16 protein-coding genes and 1 pseudogene are annotated in these 15,802 nt (G+C 50.4%); 12 read left to right on the top strand and 5 right to left on the bottom strand.

The features are described 5' to 3' along the window. The first annotated feature begins 73 nt into the window (after positions 1 to 73). The 3 genes from L2Y54_RS20290 (at position 74) to L2Y54_RS21725 (ending at position 2,439) form a co-directional block, all read left to right on the top strand. Positions 74 to 718 (top strand): metallophosphatase domain-containing protein, encoded by a 645-nt coding sequence (locus tag L2Y54_RS20290; RefSeq protein WP_236498606.1) that lies wholly within the window; start codon positions 74 to 76, stop codon positions 716 to 718. 2 nt (positions 719 to 720) lie between these two features. Next, positions 721 to 2,184 (top strand): ATP-binding protein, encoded by a 1,464-nt coding sequence (locus L2Y54_RS20285; RefSeq protein ID WP_236498604.1) that lies wholly within the window; start codon positions 721 to 723, stop codon positions 2,182 to 2,184. A 129-nt stretch (positions 2,185 to 2,313) separates the two neighbouring features. Next, positions 2,314 to 2,439, top strand: coding sequence for a hypothetical protein (locus tag L2Y54_RS21725; protein ID WP_255697799.1), 126 nt, complete (start codon positions 2,314 to 2,316; stop codon positions 2,437 to 2,439). Here L2Y54_RS21725 and L2Y54_RS20280 read toward each other — a convergent pair. Both L2Y54_RS20280 and L2Y54_RS20275 read right to left on the bottom strand, forming a co-directional pair. Further along, a complete protein-coding gene (locus L2Y54_RS20280; RefSeq protein WP_236498602.1) occupies positions 2,408 to 3,220 on the bottom strand; it encodes a DUF3037 domain-containing protein in 813 nt (270 codons plus the stop codon). The genes L2Y54_RS21725 and L2Y54_RS20280 overlap by 32 nt on opposite strands. Then, positions 3,217 to 3,951 (bottom strand): HipA family kinase, encoded by a 735-nt coding sequence (locus L2Y54_RS20275; protein WP_236498601.1) that lies wholly within the window; start codon positions 3,949 to 3,951, stop codon positions 3,217 to 3,219. Before L2Y54_RS20275 ends, L2Y54_RS20280 begins: the two co-directional genes overlap by 4 nt. A gap of 109 nt (positions 3,952 to 4,060) precedes the next feature. Here L2Y54_RS20275 and L2Y54_RS20270 point away from each other — a divergent pair, with 109 nt between their 5' ends. The 5 genes from L2Y54_RS20270 (at position 4,061) to L2Y54_RS20250 (ending at position 10,519) form a co-directional block, all read left to right on the top strand. Continuing rightward, a complete protein-coding gene (locus tag L2Y54_RS20270) occupies positions 4,061 to 7,195 on the top strand; it encodes a type I restriction endonuclease subunit R (RefSeq protein ID WP_236498599.1) in 3,135 nt (1,044 codons plus the stop codon). A gap of 97 nt (positions 7,196 to 7,292) precedes the next feature. Next, on the top strand, positions 7,293 to 8,567 hold the full coding sequence (locus tag L2Y54_RS20265; RefSeq protein ID WP_236498597.1) for an ATP-binding protein: 1,275 nt from the start codon (positions 7,293 to 7,295) through the stop codon (positions 8,565 to 8,567). 94 nt (positions 8,568 to 8,661) lie between these two features. Beyond that, positions 8,662 to 9,711, top strand: coding sequence for a permease (locus L2Y54_RS20260; RefSeq protein ID WP_236498596.1), 1,050 nt, complete (start codon positions 8,662 to 8,664; stop codon positions 9,709 to 9,711). A gap of 26 nt (positions 9,712 to 9,737) precedes the next feature. Then, positions 9,738 to 10,025 carry a thioredoxin family protein gene (locus tag L2Y54_RS20255; RefSeq protein WP_207252356.1) on the top strand — a complete coding sequence of 96 codons (288 nt, stop codon included), beginning with the start codon at positions 9,738 to 9,740 and terminating at the stop codon, positions 10,023 to 10,025. A gap of 11 nt (positions 10,026 to 10,036) precedes the next feature. Continuing rightward, entirely contained in the window at positions 10,037 to 10,519 is a 483-nt protein-coding gene (locus L2Y54_RS20250; protein WP_236498594.1) for an ArsI/CadI family heavy metal resistance metalloenzyme, read from the top strand. A gap of 8 nt (positions 10,520 to 10,527) precedes the next feature. Here the strand turns inward: L2Y54_RS20250 and narL are convergent, their stop codons facing one another. Both narL and L2Y54_RS20240 read right to left on the bottom strand, forming a co-directional pair. Next, on the bottom strand, positions 10,528 to 11,178 hold the full coding sequence (gene narL, locus L2Y54_RS20245) for a two-component system response regulator NarL (protein ID WP_236498593.1): 651 nt from the start codon (positions 11,176 to 11,178) through the stop codon (positions 10,528 to 10,530). Then, on the bottom strand, positions 11,168 to 13,033 hold the full coding sequence (locus tag L2Y54_RS20240; protein ID WP_236498592.1) for a histidine kinase: 1,866 nt from the start codon (positions 13,031 to 13,033) through the stop codon (positions 11,168 to 11,170). Before L2Y54_RS20240 ends, narL begins: the two co-directional genes overlap by 11 nt. A gap of 104 nt (positions 13,034 to 13,137) precedes the next feature. On the opposite strand from L2Y54_RS20240, the gene L2Y54_RS20235 reads away from it, so the two are divergent. Beyond that, the gene (locus L2Y54_RS20235; protein ID WP_236498591.1) at positions 13,138 to 14,145 is read left to right on the top strand and encodes an AAA family ATPase; all 1,008 of its coding nucleotides are present in this window, start codon (positions 13,138 to 13,140) and stop codon (positions 14,143 to 14,145) included. Next, entirely contained in the window at positions 14,142 to 14,810 is a 669-nt protein-coding gene (locus tag L2Y54_RS20230; RefSeq protein WP_236498590.1) for a DUF4276 family protein, read from the top strand. The genes L2Y54_RS20235 and L2Y54_RS20230 overlap by 4 nt, the downstream gene beginning before the upstream one ends. A 49-nt stretch (positions 14,811 to 14,859) precedes the next feature. Here L2Y54_RS20230 and L2Y54_RS20225 read toward each other — a convergent pair. Further along, positions 14,860 to 15,024 (bottom strand): annotated as a pseudogene (locus tag L2Y54_RS20225) (AAA family ATPase); the annotation flags it as partial. Positions 15,025 to 15,080: 56 nt separating this feature from the next. Between L2Y54_RS20225 and L2Y54_RS20220 the strand changes: the two are divergent. Continuing rightward, positions 15,081 to 15,419 carry a UPF0175 family protein gene (locus L2Y54_RS20220; protein WP_210228898.1) on the top strand — a complete coding sequence of 113 codons (339 nt, stop codon included), beginning with the start codon at positions 15,081 to 15,083 and terminating at the stop codon, positions 15,417 to 15,419. Beyond that, positions 15,404 to 15,796: a PIN domain-containing protein gene (locus L2Y54_RS20215; protein ID WP_236498589.1), complete on the top strand. Its 393-nt coding sequence runs from the start codon at positions 15,404 to 15,406 to the stop codon at positions 15,794 to 15,796. The genes L2Y54_RS20220 and L2Y54_RS20215 overlap by 16 nt, the downstream gene beginning before the upstream one ends. The last annotated feature ends 6 nt before the right edge of the window (positions 15,797 to 15,802 follow it).

Here is a 15,802-nt window from a genome sequence, read left to right as displayed (position 1 = left end):
AAACAAAAAGAAACCCTGATCCGCTTGATCATGCACATGTTGAGCACAAGCGGGAAATAAAAAGAGACGACGTATGAAACTGACCTTCATTTCCGACACGCATTCTCTGCACTCTCTGCTAACCCTCGGCACAGGCGACGTGCTGGTTCACTGCGGTGATTTCACCGGGCGTGGCAGCCTTGAGGATACGCTGGCTTTCGCACAATTCATGGCGAAGCAAAACTTCACCCACAAAATCGCGATTGCCGGAAACCACGACTGGTGCTTTGAAGACCAGCGCAGCCAAGAAGCGGAAAGCATCCTCAATGACCACGGCATCATCTACCTCAACGATTCCGGCATCGTGCTCGACGGCGTGACATTCTGGGGTTCACCCATCCAACCCGAATTTATGGATTGGGCATTCAACCGCCAACGCGGCGCACCTATCCGCCAACACTGGGAGAAAATTCCAGCAGAGACAGATGTGCTGATTACCCACGGCCCCGCCTTTGGCATTCTCGACTGGTGTACGCACGGCGCAAGGGTCGGCTGTGAAGACTTGCTGGAAGTTATTCAGCGTATCCAGCCCAAAATCCACGCCTGTGGGCATATCCACGAAAGTTACGGTATCCGTGAACAGGGAGGGACAACTTTTATTAACGCTTGTATCCTGAACGAGTATTATCGGGTGGTGAATCCGCCTATCGAATATACCTTAGTGGGAGAAAATTTGTGAGCATGGAGCGTGACGAAGATTATTTACGTTCATTATTGCGTGAGCTGACAAAACTGCCAACAGAAACAGAGTGGGTGGAGTTCAAGCACAATAATGATGACCCCCAACAGATTGGTGAGTACATTTCTGCACTGGCAAACTCGGCTGCATTGATTGGAAAACAGTCCGCTTATATGGTTTGGGGAGTAGAAAATGACAGCCACAATATTGTTGGCACAAAGTTTAAGCCATCGACGAGTAAATATAAGCAACAAGAGCTTGAAAGTTGGTTGCTGCAAAAAACTGCGCCAAAAATTCATTTCCGTTTTTTCGAGTTTGTTTCATCGAGTGATCTTCCCGTTGTTATTTTAGAAATACAGGCAGCTAGCCATACACCTGTTCAGTTTGATGGGGCTGAATTTATTCGAGTTGGTTCATACAAAAAGAGACTAAGAGAATACCCAGAAAAAGAACGCGAGTTGTGGCGCATATTTGACCGAACGCCATTCGAGCAGCAAATGGCATTGGAAAGTGTCACCGATGATTTGGTATTGAAGCTGCTGGATTACCCGGCTTATTTTGATTTGCTAAACCAATCACTTCCTGAAGGCAGAAAAGGTATTTTATCTGCCTTGGCAGCAGACAAGCTGGTCAAAAAGAATGATGCAGGGCAATGGAGTATCACTAACTTGGGGGCAATTTTGTTTGCTAAAAAGTTACAGGATTTTCCAATACTTTCCCGAAAGTCAGTTCGGCTGATTTTGTACAAAGGCAACAGTAAGCTGGAAACAATTCGTGAAATTACGGGAAATAAAGGTTATGCCATTGGATTTGAGGGCTTAATTGATTATCTGAAAACCTTGCTTCCGTCTAACGAGGAAATAGGCAAGGCTTTTCGTGAAGAAGTGCCGATGTATCCTGAGCTGGCTTTACGGGAGCTGGTTGCAAACGCAATTATTCATCAGGATTTCACGATTACGGGTACAGGCCCGATGATTGAGTTATTCGATAATCGTTTGGAAATAACCAATCCCGGAGTGCCACTAGTGGATACGCAGCGTTTTTTGGATACACCACCACAAAGTCGTAATGAAGCATTAGCCTCTTTCATGCGCCGAATTGGTATTTGCGAAGAGCGTGGCAGTGGTATTGACAAGGTAATTACAGAAATCGAAGTTTACCAGTTACCCGCCCCTATTTTTGAGCAGACTGCCCAACATACCCGTGCTGTTTTATTTGCCCACAAAGCTTATAAAGATATGGATGTTGAAGACCGTGTGCGTGCATGTTACCAGCATTGCTGCTTGCGTTACGTCAACAGGGAGTCAATGAACAATGCTTCTGTTCGGGAGCGATTCGGGATTGAGGAGCATAACAAAGCTCAAGCATCTAACATCATCAAAGAGACCATTAGAAACGGGCTGATTCGAGCCTATGATCCGACGGTAGGGGCAAAAAGCCGCCGTTACGTACCGTTCTGGAGTTGATTTTGTTGATGGATTGTTGATTTTATCCAATATTTACTGGGATTCTTCAGGCTAACTATATGATAGTATTGTGTATATTTTGTTGATGGATTGTTGATTTTAGAACAGGGATACAAGCAAGGGGCAAACATGGCAAGTCAAACCAACGAACAGGCATTTGAAGCCGCGATTGAAAAACACCTATGCGGTATTTCCGTCTACCACATCGGCAACCCCTCCAAAATCAAGCGACAGCTTCCCGCGCAAACGCAGTGATACGTTCCTGTTCCTCAATGTCCAGCATCCGAATACCGAGTTCTTCTATCTGGATGCGGGTTTCTTCAAAAGCATCGCGCAAAATACCTGCATTGCTTTCAGGAGCTTTATAAGTAAACAGCGTTTGTTCAGGCGTAGCCACTTTCATCCGAAACAATTGCTGCATGGTAGCTTTCCACTGCAAACCGTGATTGAGCAGTTGTTTAGATTGCGGGTGGCAGAAATGAATTGGCTTGATGATGGTCGGGCTGCTGTTCTCCGTCACAAAAGGCAAGCGCACTTCATACAACGCATTACCTAGCGTGCGCTCTTTGAAGCGTGCCGCCAACTGATGAGAGATGAGTAACTTGGTAAGGCTTGCCTTCATCCGCTCCTCATGCCCTGGTTGATGGGCAAAACTGTGATGAACGTAATGCTCAAACAGTTCAGCCACCGTGGTTTCAGGGTCTTCAGTAAAGCGTACATAGTGCCCACTATAGGCAACAATATCTTCACGCGGGCGCACCAACTCGTCATACAACGCTTCAGGCTTTTCCATCGTTGCCATCATACGCTGGATACGTTTCAGCTCATCGCGCACCAGCGTCACGGCATTCTGAAAGATGGCTTTATCCAACGTGTCGAAAAATTGCGTAACACGCCCGTGACGGTTGGCAGTCAACAGCCGGAAAACGAAAGTACGGGATTTAGGCGCATACAAGACGATGCCAATATTGGCAAACTCTTGTGTTTCAGGGTAAGGCTGAAAACGGATAATGTTGTATTTGCACGCTTGTTTCATTGCATTAGCCTCGTCCAGATTGCACCTTGGGCATCATCCCGCAGTTGTTGGAATGTCGCTTCTGGATCAAATAATCCCGATTCTTCGTTTTGTTCGCACCACTCTTCCGGCAGGGTGTCCCATGCTGACGACCAGACGTTGAGTGCGTCCTGCATTCTCGTTTGATAGTGTTCCCTTAGCAAGAAGTCTTGCAGGATTTCGCTTATCTCTGCCTGAAAAACATGGGTGTCTAAAAAAATATCTGTAGCGAAGTCTTTGTCAAAAATTAAATTATGATCAATGACATACAGCGAATTCTCACTCCAGAGCAAATTTGGGTTGCCACCCTGTTGGGTCAGGCTGCGATCCTCATTTCTTACCCAAGCATCAAACATCAACACATCACGCCGCAACTGCTTATCGATTTGTGATAGCACTTCATATTTTAGCTCATGGCTGGCGGGAATGTGTTGTGAAGCAAAGGCGGAATCAGTACCTAAGTCAAGCAGTGCCTCACTTCCGTAAAGTTCGAGCAACTCTGAACTGGTGACGGCTATCGTAAAGGGTGGAACGGGCAAGCCGAAAGCAGTAGCCAGTTTTGCCCCCATCCATTCTTTTATGCACCCTAGGAACATGGCTGACTTGCCTTTAACGACGTAAGCCTTGCCATCTGCTGCTGTACACATAAAGGGTTTGGTTTTGCCTTGACGTGCTTGATGACGGATTTCGGTAATTTCCAGATAGTGAGTCATTCGCGCTTAAAATCCCTTTTTGCTGCCGTCATCGTGTTTATCCTAGGGGGTTACAGTACAATTACGCAACAACTTGTTTCGCAATTGGGTTTCAGTTTAAAGGGCAAACATGGCAAGTCAAACCAACGAACAGGCATTTGAAGCCGCGATCGAAAAACACCTGTGCGGCATTTCTTCGGAAGAGTTACAGAAGAAACTGGGTGAAACCGCTGGTCTGTACAATGTTGGCTTCGACTCCGCTCAGCCAGCGAGCACGATCCGTTCCCTGAGCGGAGTCGAAGGGAACAACACCGCCCGCTACCACCTCGGCAACCCCGCCAAATTCAACAAACAAGTTGCCCTCGACGAACAGTTTTTCTGGCAATTCCTGCAAACCACTCAAGCCGATGAACTGGAAAAACTCCAAAAGCACAGCCCCAGCGATTGGCAGCGCAAAATCGTGGAGCGTTTCGACCGCCTGATTAAAAAGCACGGTTTGTTGCACCTGCTGAAAAAAGGGCTGGGCGTGGATGATGCCCACTTCCACCTGATGTACCCCGCGCCGTTGGCAAGCAGCAGTGCCAAGGTGAAACAACAGTTTGCTGCCAATCTGTTCAGTTGCACCCGCCAAGTACGCTATTCCAGCGCTAACCCGCTGCAAGAAATCGACATGGTGCTGTTTCTCAACGGCTTACCGCTAATTACGCTGGAGCTTAAAAACCCGTGGACAGGGCAAACCGCCCGCTACCACGGGCAAAAGCAATATCGCGAAGACCGCGACACCACCCAGCCCTTATTGCAGTTCGGGCGTTGCTTGGTACACATGGCGGTGGATACTGATGAAGTCTACATGACCACCAAACTGGCGGGCAAAGACACGTTTTTCCTGCCCTTCAACAAAGGTCACGCCGAAGGGCAAGGCAACCCGCCCAATCCACGCGGGCATAAAACCGCCTACCTGTGGGAAGAAATCTTCACGCCGAAAAGCCTCACCAATATCATCCAGCATTTCGTGCGGCTGGATGGCACGAGCAAAGACGCGCTGGACAAACGCACCCTGTATTTCCCACGCTATCACCAACTCGACGTGGTGCGTAAGCTCATCAGCCATGCCGCTATGCACGGAGCAGGGCAAACCTACCTGATCCAGCATTCCGCCGGTTCGGGCAAATCCAACTCGATTACTTGGGCAGCGTACCAATTGATTGAGGTTTATCCTGCCGTCCGTGTTCCCTTCGACTCCGCTCAGGGAACGGATCGTGCCCGTTGGCTGAGCGAAGTCGAAGCCAACACCCCACGCCCACTATTCGATTCCGTCATCGTGGTGACAGACCGCCGCCTGCTGGACAAGCAATTGCGCGACAACATCAAAGAGTTTTCCGAAGTCAAAAACATCATTGCCCCCGCCCACAAATCCTCCGAACTGAAAGCGGCATTGGAAAACGGCAAGAAGATCATTATTACCACCATCCAGAAATTCCCGTTCATCATTGACGGCATTGCCGACCTCAGCGACAAGCGTTTCGCGGTCATCATCGACGAAGCGCACAGTTCCCAATCCGGTTCAGCCCACGACAATATGAACCGCGCAATGGGGAAAGAAGAAGCGGAGGAAATCGAGGATGCACAAGACAAAATCCTGCAAGCGATGCGTTCCCGCAAAATGCGCGGCAATGCCTCCTACTTGGCCTTCACCGCCACCCCGAAAAACACCACCTTGGAAAAGTTCGGGCAACAACAACCCGACGGCTCATTCCAACCTTTCCACCTGTACTCAATGAAACAGGCAATTGAAGAAGGCTTCATTCTCGACGTACTCGCCAATTACACCACCTACAAAAGCTATTACGAAATCCAGAAATCCATTGAAGACAATCCGCTGTTTGACACCAAAAAGGCGCAGCAAAAGCTTCGCGCTTATGTCGAGCGTTCGCAGCACACCATTGATACCAAAGCCGAAATCATGCTGGAGCATTTCATCCCGCAGGTAGTGGCTGCTAAAAAGCTCAAGGGCAAAGCCAAGGGCATGGTGGTCACGCAAAATATTGAAACCGCTATTCGTTACTACCAAGCGATTACCCGCTTGCTGGTAAAACAAGGCAACCCGTTCAAAGCCCTGATTGCGTTTTCGGGCAGCAAAACTGTGGATGGCGTGGAATACACCGAAGCGGATGTGAATGGTTTTGCCGAAACCGACACCAAGGACAAATTCGATACCGACGAATACCGCCTGTTGGTGGTGGCGAACAAATACCTGACGGGTTTCGACCAGCCCAAGTTGTGCGCCATGTACGTGGACAAGAAACTCGCCAGCGTGTTGTGTGTGCAAACCCTGTCGCGCCTCAACCGTGCCGCACCCAAGTGGGGCAAGAAAACCGAAGACCTGTTTGTGCTGGATTTTTTCAATAGCGTGGATGACATCAAGACCGCTTTTGATCCGTTTTACACCTCCACTTCCTTGTCAGCAGCCACCGACATTAACGTGCTGCACGAGCTGAAAGACGCGCTGGATGAAGTCGGCGTGTACGAATGGCAGGAAGTCGAAAACTTCGTCACGCGCTATTTCAACAACGAAGACGCGCAAACTTTAAGCGGAGTGATTGATGTAGCGGCGGCGCGTTTTAACCACGAGTTGGAGCTGGATAATGCCGCCAAGGTGGATTTCAAGATCAAAGCCAAGCAGTTCGTGAAAATCTACGGGCAAATGGCGGCGATCATGCCCTATGAAATGGTGATGTGGGAAAAGCTGTTCTGGTTTCTGAAATTCCTGATCCCGAAACTGAAAGTCGCCGACCCTGACGCGGAATTGCTGGATGAGTTGCTGAATTCGGTGGATTTAAGCACTTATGGCTTGCAACGGGTGAAACTGAACCATGCGATTGCGCTGGATGATGCCGCATCGGAACTTGACCCGCAAAACCCCAATCCACGCGGAGCACACGACACAGAAAGCGAAGCCGATCCGCTGGATGAGATTATCCGTACCTTCAACGAGCGTTGGTTTCAGGGCTGGAGTGCCACGCCGGAAGAACAGCGCGTACGCTTACTCAGCATGGCGGAATCCATCAAGTCGCACCCTGATTTTCACGACAAGTACCAAAACGAACACGATCCGCATAACCAGCACTTGGCGTTTGAAAAGCTCTTCAAGGAGGTTATGTTGCAACGGCGCAAGGATGATTTGGAGTTTTACAAATTGTTCTCAGGTGATGCCGCATTCAAAACGTCACTGATGCAGAGTATGCAGCGCATGGTGGCAGCGTAAGCCTCAACGCTGATAGGTGGCTAAAATCTTGAATCTGTTCTTCTAAAAGCATCTATAATCCATAGATACTGTTCTTTTTAAGAAGGAAAGAAACGCCATGCAAGCACTTTTCCAGCGGCTCATTACCGATTTTCAGGATACACCACCCAAACAGGTGATTGCGCGTGAGCAGGTGATCCCCGTGGATAGCCGCAAGATCATTTCGCTGATCGGGGTGCGCCGCTGCGGTAAAACCTACTTGCTGTATGGGCTGATTAATCAACTACGCGCCAGCGTTGACCCGCGTAATATCATCTACTTGAATTTTGAGGATGACCGCCTGCATCCCTTAACCTTGCAGGATTTAGACAGTCTGATGGAAGGTTATTACGCGCTCTACCCCGACAAGCGCAGCGAAAAGGTCTACCTGTTCCTTGATGAAATTCAGAACATTCCCGAATGGGAACGTTACGTGCGGCGCATCCACGACACCTTGAATGTGCAGTTATTTGTGACGGGTTCATCGTCACGCCTGTTGAGCCAAGAAATTGCTACCAGTTTGCGCGGGCGAACCTTGACGTATGAAGTCTTCCCGTTTTCCTTCCGTGAATATCTGGCTTATCACCAGATTGACGTTAACCTGCATTCATCCCATAGCCGCAGCTACATTCAACACGCTTTCAACAATTATTTGCATCAGGGCGGGTTTGCCGAAACCTTTGGGGAAACGCCCGATATTCAGCAACGCACTTGGCGTGATTATCTGGATTTAATCATCTACCGCGACTTGATCGAACGTTATGACATCAAAAACACCACGTTATTGCGTCATCTGATTCGCTACGCGATGAGCAATATTGGCACACTGATTAGCGTTAACAAGCTGTTTAATGAATACAAAGGGCTGGGGCATAAAGTCAGCAAAGAAACGTTGTATCTCTATCTGGGCTATCTGGAAGATGCCTATACCCTGTTCAATGTGCCGATTTTTCGCAACTCAGTCCGCGAGGAACAGCACCACCCTCGTAAGATTTACGCGGTGGATAATGGTTTCAAAACGTTGTTGCACACCTCCCTGTCACCGGATTACAGCAAGTTGTATGAGAATCTGGTGTTCCTGCATTTACGCCGCCAAAGCCGCGAAGTGTATTACTACAAACAAACGCAGGAAGTGGATTTTTACGTACCGGGCAAACCTTCCCAACTGGTCAATGTGAGTGTGGATATACGCACGCCCGCGACACTGGAGCGTGAAATCAATGGCTTGCTGGAAGGGATGCGTTATACCGGCTTGGAGGAGGCAACGCTGGTCACGCAAGAACGTGAAGACGTGCTGACGATTGAAGGAAAGCGCATCGCCATCGTACCTGCATGGCAATATTTGCTGTCATAGTAGGAAGTATTACACCTCCGGCTGCATCCTTTTGTACTTACATTCGTCTATCCGTATATAATAAGAAAATGGCTGACGCTTTAGGAGATGACCGATGCAAGCTATCCAACAATTACGACGCTTTCCCACGCAACAACCGCTGCTATTCCTGCTGCTGGCGGTGGTGGTGTGGTTTTTGCTGTACCGCTCGCTGATTCCGGCTTCGGAAGCATTGGTTGCCGCACTGCCTGTTGAGCGTGATAGCCACCTTGGCGGGGCGTTGCAGTTCTTTTTCTACGACACGCCGAAAGTGTTGCTGCTACTGATTGGCATTGTGTTTGTGATGGGCATTATTCACACCTTCGTGTCGCCGGAACGTACCCGTGCCATGCTCTCCGGCAAGCGGTTGGGTGTGGGGAATACGATGGCAGCCGGTTTGGGAGTTGTCACCCCGTTTTGCTCGTGTTCTGCTGTGCCGCTGTTTATCGGTTTTCTGCAAGCAGGTGTGCCGTTGGGGGTGACGTTCTCGTTCCTGATTGCCGCGCCGATGGTGAATGAAGTCGCCTTGATCTTGCTGTTCGGCTTGTTTGGCTGGAAAGTTGCCGCGCTGTATCTGGTGATGGGTTTGTTGATTGCGATTTTCGCCGGAATGCTGATTGGCAAACTGAACATGGAAGATCACCTCGAAGACTGGGTACGCAAGATGCAAAACACCCAATCCGCTGGCAATGTTGGCGCAAGCGTAATGTCGTGGGGGGAACGCATCCAGCACGGTTTCGGGCATGTGCGTGAAATTGTCGGCAAGGTCTGGCCTTACATCGTTGTCGGCGTGGGTTTGGGTGCGCTAATTCACGGCTTTGTGCCGGAAGATTTCATGGCATCTTTCATGGGTAAGGACGTGTGGTGGGCAGTGCCTGCGGCGGTATTGCTAGGTGTGCCGATGTACACCAATGCTGCCGGGGTTATTCCGATCGTGCAGGCATTGCTGGCGAAAGGTGCGGCTCTCGGCACGGTGTTGGCATTCATGATGAGCGTGATTGCGCTGTCTTTGCCGGAAATGATCATTTTGCGCAAGGTGCTGAAACCGCGTCTGATCGCTACTTTTATCGGTGTCGTGGCGACTGGCATCTTGCTGGTCGGGTATATTTTTAATCTCGTTTTGTAACGTTTTACTGCATCAAGGAGCATTTCATGCAAATCAAAGTTCTCGGCACGGGTTGTGCCAACTGCAAAACCACCTTCAAGCTGATCGAAGACATGGCTAAAGAAAAAGGCGTGGCGGTGGAATTGGAGAAGGTCGAAGACCTGCCTTCCATTATGGGCTACGGCGTAATGTCTACCCCCGGCGTGGTGGTGGATGGCAAAGTGGTTCATGCAGGTGGCATTCCTTCCAAAGCGGCGGTGGAAGGTTGGTTGGGTGGCGCAACAGCCGCAGCACCGGCAGCGGGTGGCTGTTGCAGTGGCGGCAAGTGCTGCTAAGGAGACATCTGATGAAACGCTTTCACGCCCATATTGCCGTTGATGACCTTGCGAAGAGCATCGACTTTTATAGCAAGCTGTTTGGACAAGCACCGACGCTTGAACGTAGCGATTACGCCAAGTGGATGCTGGATGATCCGCGCGTTAATTTTGCGATTTCAGCCCGTGGACATGCCATCGGCTTAAACCATTTTGGCTTTCAGGCAGAAGATGCAGCCGAATTGCAGGCACTACGGCAACGGGCGGATGCAGCAGCCGGAGATGCCGTGTTGGATCAGGGGGAAACCCTCTGTTGTTACGCAGCCAGCACCAAACATTGGACAGTAGACCCGTCGGGTATCGCTTGGGAACATTACCAGACCATGGGCGAAGTTGAAGCGTTTGGCTCGGATACCGTTAGCCAGTCGGGTGGCTGTTGTGTGCCGGGCGTTGCTTCAGCGGATGAAGCCTGCTGTGTTCCCAGCACTCAGACGAGTGGTTGTTGTAACGGGTGATCGCCTAATTATTTTTGCTGATCCACAAACCACACCGCCGCTTCCACCCGTGAGCGCAGGTTGAGCTTGCGCAACAGGTGCTTGACGTGGACTTTTACCGTGCCTTCGGTAATGCCCAGTTCCCGTGCCACCAGCTTATTGCTTTTGCCCGCTGCAACTCGCTCCAGAATGCGTTGTTCCTGTTCAGTCAAACCGGCTTCGGAACTGCTTTTGGGGTGGGCAGCATCGTGGCGCATCGCGTGTGCCAGCAAGTTGATCAGGCGTTCGGTGAGGGTAATGCGTCCCGCCGCTGCTTCCGCCAGTTTTGCGACCAAATCTTCGGGTTCCATTTCTTTGAGTAAATAGCCGTCTGCGCCTGCGCGTAACGCTGCCACCAAATCACTCGCCTGATCGGAAACCGTCAGCATTACTACACGCGCATCACTGCCAGAGGCTTTGATGACTTTTAGTACCTCAATGCCGCTCATGTCCTTCATGTTCAGGTCGAGCAGGATCATGTCGGGGGCAAGTTCCAATGCCATGTCGATACCTTCCTGCCCACAGGAAGCTTCGCCGACGATGATGAAATCAGGCACCATATTGACCAAATAGCGCACGCCTTTGCGAAACAGGGGATGATCGTCCACGATCAGCAGGCTTTGTGGGGTTTCAAGCGGCATGGGCAATCCTTGTTTTGGGGGTGAAATCGAGTTGTACGCAAGTGCCACCACCCGTGCGTGGCAAGTATTGCAGTATGCCATGCAGGGCGCGGGCGCGTTCGTCCATAATTGCCATGCCGTAATGGTGCAGGTTGGCGGTTTTTTGGATACCTGCGCCATCATCTTCGATGCGCAATTGCAGGCTGTTATTGCCTTCTTGACGTTGTAACGATACCCACGCTTGGCTGGCGTGCGCGTGTTTAAGGGTGTTGGATAAGGCTTCGCGCACGATTTGCAGCAGGTGAATTTCTTCGTTGGGAGTCAGATTGAGATTGCCTAAACTGACATCCAGCGCAATCGGCAAGTTGCCGCGTTCGGCAAATTCGGTGGTGGTTTGCGCCAGTGCCATGCCTAAATCGTCGTCTTCCATGCGCAAGCGGAAAGTGGAGAGCAGTTCACGCAATTGTTGGTAAGAGCTGTTAAGACCCTCGCGCAATTCTTCCAAGGCGGCGGTGACTTCGGTGGCATCTGCCGGGTTTTTCACGGCGGCACGTAAGCGGCTGACTTGAATTTTCATGTACGCCAGCGATTGTGCCAAGGAATCGTGTAGTTCGCGGGCGATGACGGCGCGTTCTTCCAACAGGGAGACGCGGCGGTGCTGTTCGCTGCGCTGTTCGGAGGCGATGGTGACACCGATGTGGCGCGATAATGCTTCCAGCAATTGCACTTGCCAGCGTTCGGCGGTGGTGTTGGCGGGGACATCGACGGCTAACATGCCGTAGCGTTTTTCCGCATCGGTGAGTGGCATTCGCAAGATTTGCCGTCCGTCGGGGAGGGTATCCATGCGGGCGGCGTGCGGGTCGTGGCATTCGGCGCAACTGTTGGCGCGTTGGCACATGGGGCTTTTGCCGCTGATGGCGGTGGTGGCGACGACATCGCCTTGCTGATTATTGTCTTCTTTGAGGCAAATCGTGCCATTGCCTAAACCCAGCACGGCTTCGGCATCTTTTAATACGTTATGGAAGACGGCGCGGTCGGGGGCAATGCCGTGCAAGCGAGTGATGGAGCGGTACAGCAAATCCAGCGAACGGTTGCTGCGGGTGAGTTCTGCGGTTTTTTGTTCGACCCGCGCTTCGAGGTCTTGGTAGAGCTTGGACAAATCTTCTGCCATGAGGTTAAAGGCTTGTCCCAATTGCCCGATTTCGTCTTCACCGTCAAGTTCGGTACGCACTGCGAGATTGCCTTGACGGATTTGGTCGGTTAAGCCCAATAAGCCACGGAGTGGACTCACAAGGATGTTTTTTACCAGATAAATCGACAAGATGACCACGAGCATGGTACCAATAATCGCAACCCCCAACACGACACGCAGTACAAAGATTTTAGCCTCGGTGGCTTCTTCAATTTGTTTGACCAGATCGTTGATATGCGCCACAAATAGCGGAATTTCGTCGAGTACCCGTGCATTTTGAACCGTGCTGGAGGGGTGCTGTAATGCCGGTTTAACCTGTGTCTGCCAATTCGCCTCAACCTGGCGGTAGACTTTTTTGAGTGGTGTGGTTTCATCAACTGGCAGCACGGAAAGGATGGGTTCAGCACTTAAATCGTTTTCAAAGCGTTCAATGGCTTGTTGCAGGGTGGTGCGGTATTCGGCAGTGTCGGTTTGGAGAGTACGTTGGTAGAGGGAGGCCATGCGCCAGCTTTGCATCCGCAAACTGCCTGCAATATTAATGGCTTCGCCGTTGCCTTGGGTGGTTTCTGCGACCATCCACGAGGTGGACATGCCGACGATAGCCAACACAGTAATGGCTGCGATCATGCCGCCCAGCCGTAAAAGCAGGGAATTTCGGAGTTTGTTCCACAGAAAACGATTCACGCGGTGGATTTCCTCGTGTTGTTATTGGGTGCTGCGCTTTGGTTCTAGGATCATGCTGCATTTGATATATACTCATCTTCATATCCACGCAAGCTATTCAGGCCATGAACACCCAAAATCCTATTGAAAAATTGACTATTCAGGGCTTCAAGTCCATCCGCCAGTTGGAGCAATTCCCGCTGACCAACTTGAATGTTTTGATTGGCGCGAATGGTTCGGGTAAGAGCAATTTTGTTTCGTACTTCCGCATGTTGGGCGAGTTGGTGGAAATGCGTTTGCATAGCTGGGTACGCAAACAGGGTGGTGCTGACCGCATTCTCAGCTTTGGGGTGAAGGAAACCAGCAAACTTGAATCCGTGATCATGTTTCAACAAGGTCACTACCATTTTATGCTGGAAACCACGGTGGATGACGGGGTTGTGTTTACGCCTATTGAACAGACAGGCAATGCTCACACAGCTATTTCCAGTTGGAAAGTTTTTCACTTTCACGACACCAGCGAGACTGCGGGCGTAAAACGGTTGTGTTCGCTGCACGACAACGAATATTTGCGTCAAGATGCATCCAATTTAGCGGCATTTCTCTACCGTATGAAAGCCGAACATCCCGATGTGTATCAGCAAATTTGTAAAACTATCCGGTTGGCAGTGCCTTTCTTCGATGACTTCGTGTTGAAACCCCACAAGTTACCGACAGAAGAAGAGCAACTTCGCTTGCTGTGGCGGCAACAAGACAGCGATTACGCGCTATGGCCTAGCCAGTTATCGGATGGCTCAATTCGTTTCATTTGTCTGGTGACGGCGTTGCTGCAACCTGATCCACCTTCCACCATCATTATTGATGAGCCAGAACTGGGCTTGCACCCTTACGCTATTACGTTATTGGGATCATTGTTGCGTTCGGCTTCTAAACGGATGCAGGTGATTATTTCCACGCAATCTGTGCCACTGGTGAATGAATTTACCGTCGATGACTTGGTGATTGTGGAACGCGAACAAGGCGCGACAGTATTCAAGCGCTTGGATGCCCAAGACCTGCAATTATGGTTGGATGAGTATTCTGTCGGCGAATTATGGGAGAAGAATATTCTGGGTGGGAGGCCGCACAAATGATTCGTGTCCACATCATTTGCGAAGGGCAGACCGAGGAAATGTTCGTTAACGAAGTGTTGGCGGAAAGTTTCGCGGTTCAGGGTGTTTACCTGATTCCCTCCTTGATTGGCAAACCGGGGCATAAAGGCGGCAACTTCCGCTTCGAGCGGTTACTGACCGATGTCCGCGTGCGTTTGTTGGGAGATGCCCGTGCTTATTGCACCACCTTCTTTGATTTTTACGGTCTACCGCCGAACTTTCCCGGCAAAAACGAAGCAATGCAATACACGCTGAATGCAGACAAAGCCCATTGCATCACGCAGGCAATGACCGCACGTTTACAGGCTGCGTTGGGTACTGACGCCATGCGCCGTTTCATCCCTTACGTGCAAATGTACGAGTTTGAAGGCTTGCTGTTTAGCGATACCAGCGGTTTGGCTCAAGGCATTAATCAACCGGCGTTGGCAGATGACTTTGAAGCGATTCGGCTGGCTTTTGCCTCACCTGAAATGATTAATGACAGCCCTGAAACCGCGCCCAGCAAGCGGCTGCTGGCAATGTTTGAAGCGTATGACAAGCCGTTGCATGGCTCATTGGCTGCGTTGGAAATCGGCTTGGGAAGTATCCGGCGGGAATGCCCATTGTTTAATGCGTGGTTGGAAAGACTTGGACAATTGGAGGTATAATTTAAAGAGGCGTATCTTGTGCGCACCATTAAGGTGATCAACCCGCCGCAAAGTAGTGTTCCAGCATCGAAATGAACAGGCTTTTACCAAAACGGCGCGGGCGCAACAGGAAGTGATAGCTGCCATGCTCTTCCAGCTTGGCGATGTAAGCTGTTCCACCAGCGCGGTGCTGTAATTGCCATGCCGCGCTGCTTCGTAGTCCAAAATCCAAAATTGCAAATCCATCGGGCGTGGACTACACTGGAAGTACTATCTAAAGAGGTGCAACTTATGTACGCCACTAATGTCCGCGACTTGAAAAAAAATCCATCCGCCGCTTTGCGCCATGCACGCGATGAGCCGGTACTCATCCTCAAAGGTAATCAACCCGACGCGGTTTTACTGCATCTGGAATCAACGTTGGGTGACACGCTGCTGACATTGCGCCCTGCATTGGCTTCTGTCCTATTCCGTGACGGGGTGCTGTCCTTGGGGGCGGCTGCCAAACTTAGTGGTTTGCCATTGGTGGATTTCATCCAACACCTTAGCAGCCTCGATATTGAAATCGTCAAAGCCGATGAAACCGTTGCCCAAGAAGCGAAGGATATGAGTGCATGGCTCAAGTCGTAATTGCTGATGCTGGACCTTTGCTTGCTTTGGCAAAACTGGATGGTTTACACCTGTTAGAAAAACTGTTTGGCACAGTATTGATACCAGAAGCCGTGCAACGGGAATGTATGGCAAAGTCTGGTGAAGATAGCCAGCGCATCCAGCAAGCGATTGATAGCCAACACTTACAAGTCATTTCCAGTGATGCCGTATCTTCGGTGGTTTTGCCCCGTAGCTTGGGTGATGGTGAAAAAGAAGCCATTTGTCTGGCAATCCAACATGAACATTCCCTGCTGATCGTGGATGACCAGTTAGCACGTCGGCAAGCCGCGAAATTAGGACTGACGTTTATTGGTTTGGTGCGTTTGCTGGCGATTGCTGAACAGCAACATATTTGAAGTTGG

It is taken from the genome of Thiothrix winogradskyi, assembly GCF_021650935.1.
Taxonomy (GTDB): Bacteria; Pseudomonadota; Gammaproteobacteria; order Thiotrichales; family Thiotrichaceae; genus Thiothrix; species Thiothrix winogradskyi.
The sequence above is the reverse complement of the archived record's forward strand: the minus strand, read 5'-3'. Positions and strand labels throughout refer to the sequence as shown.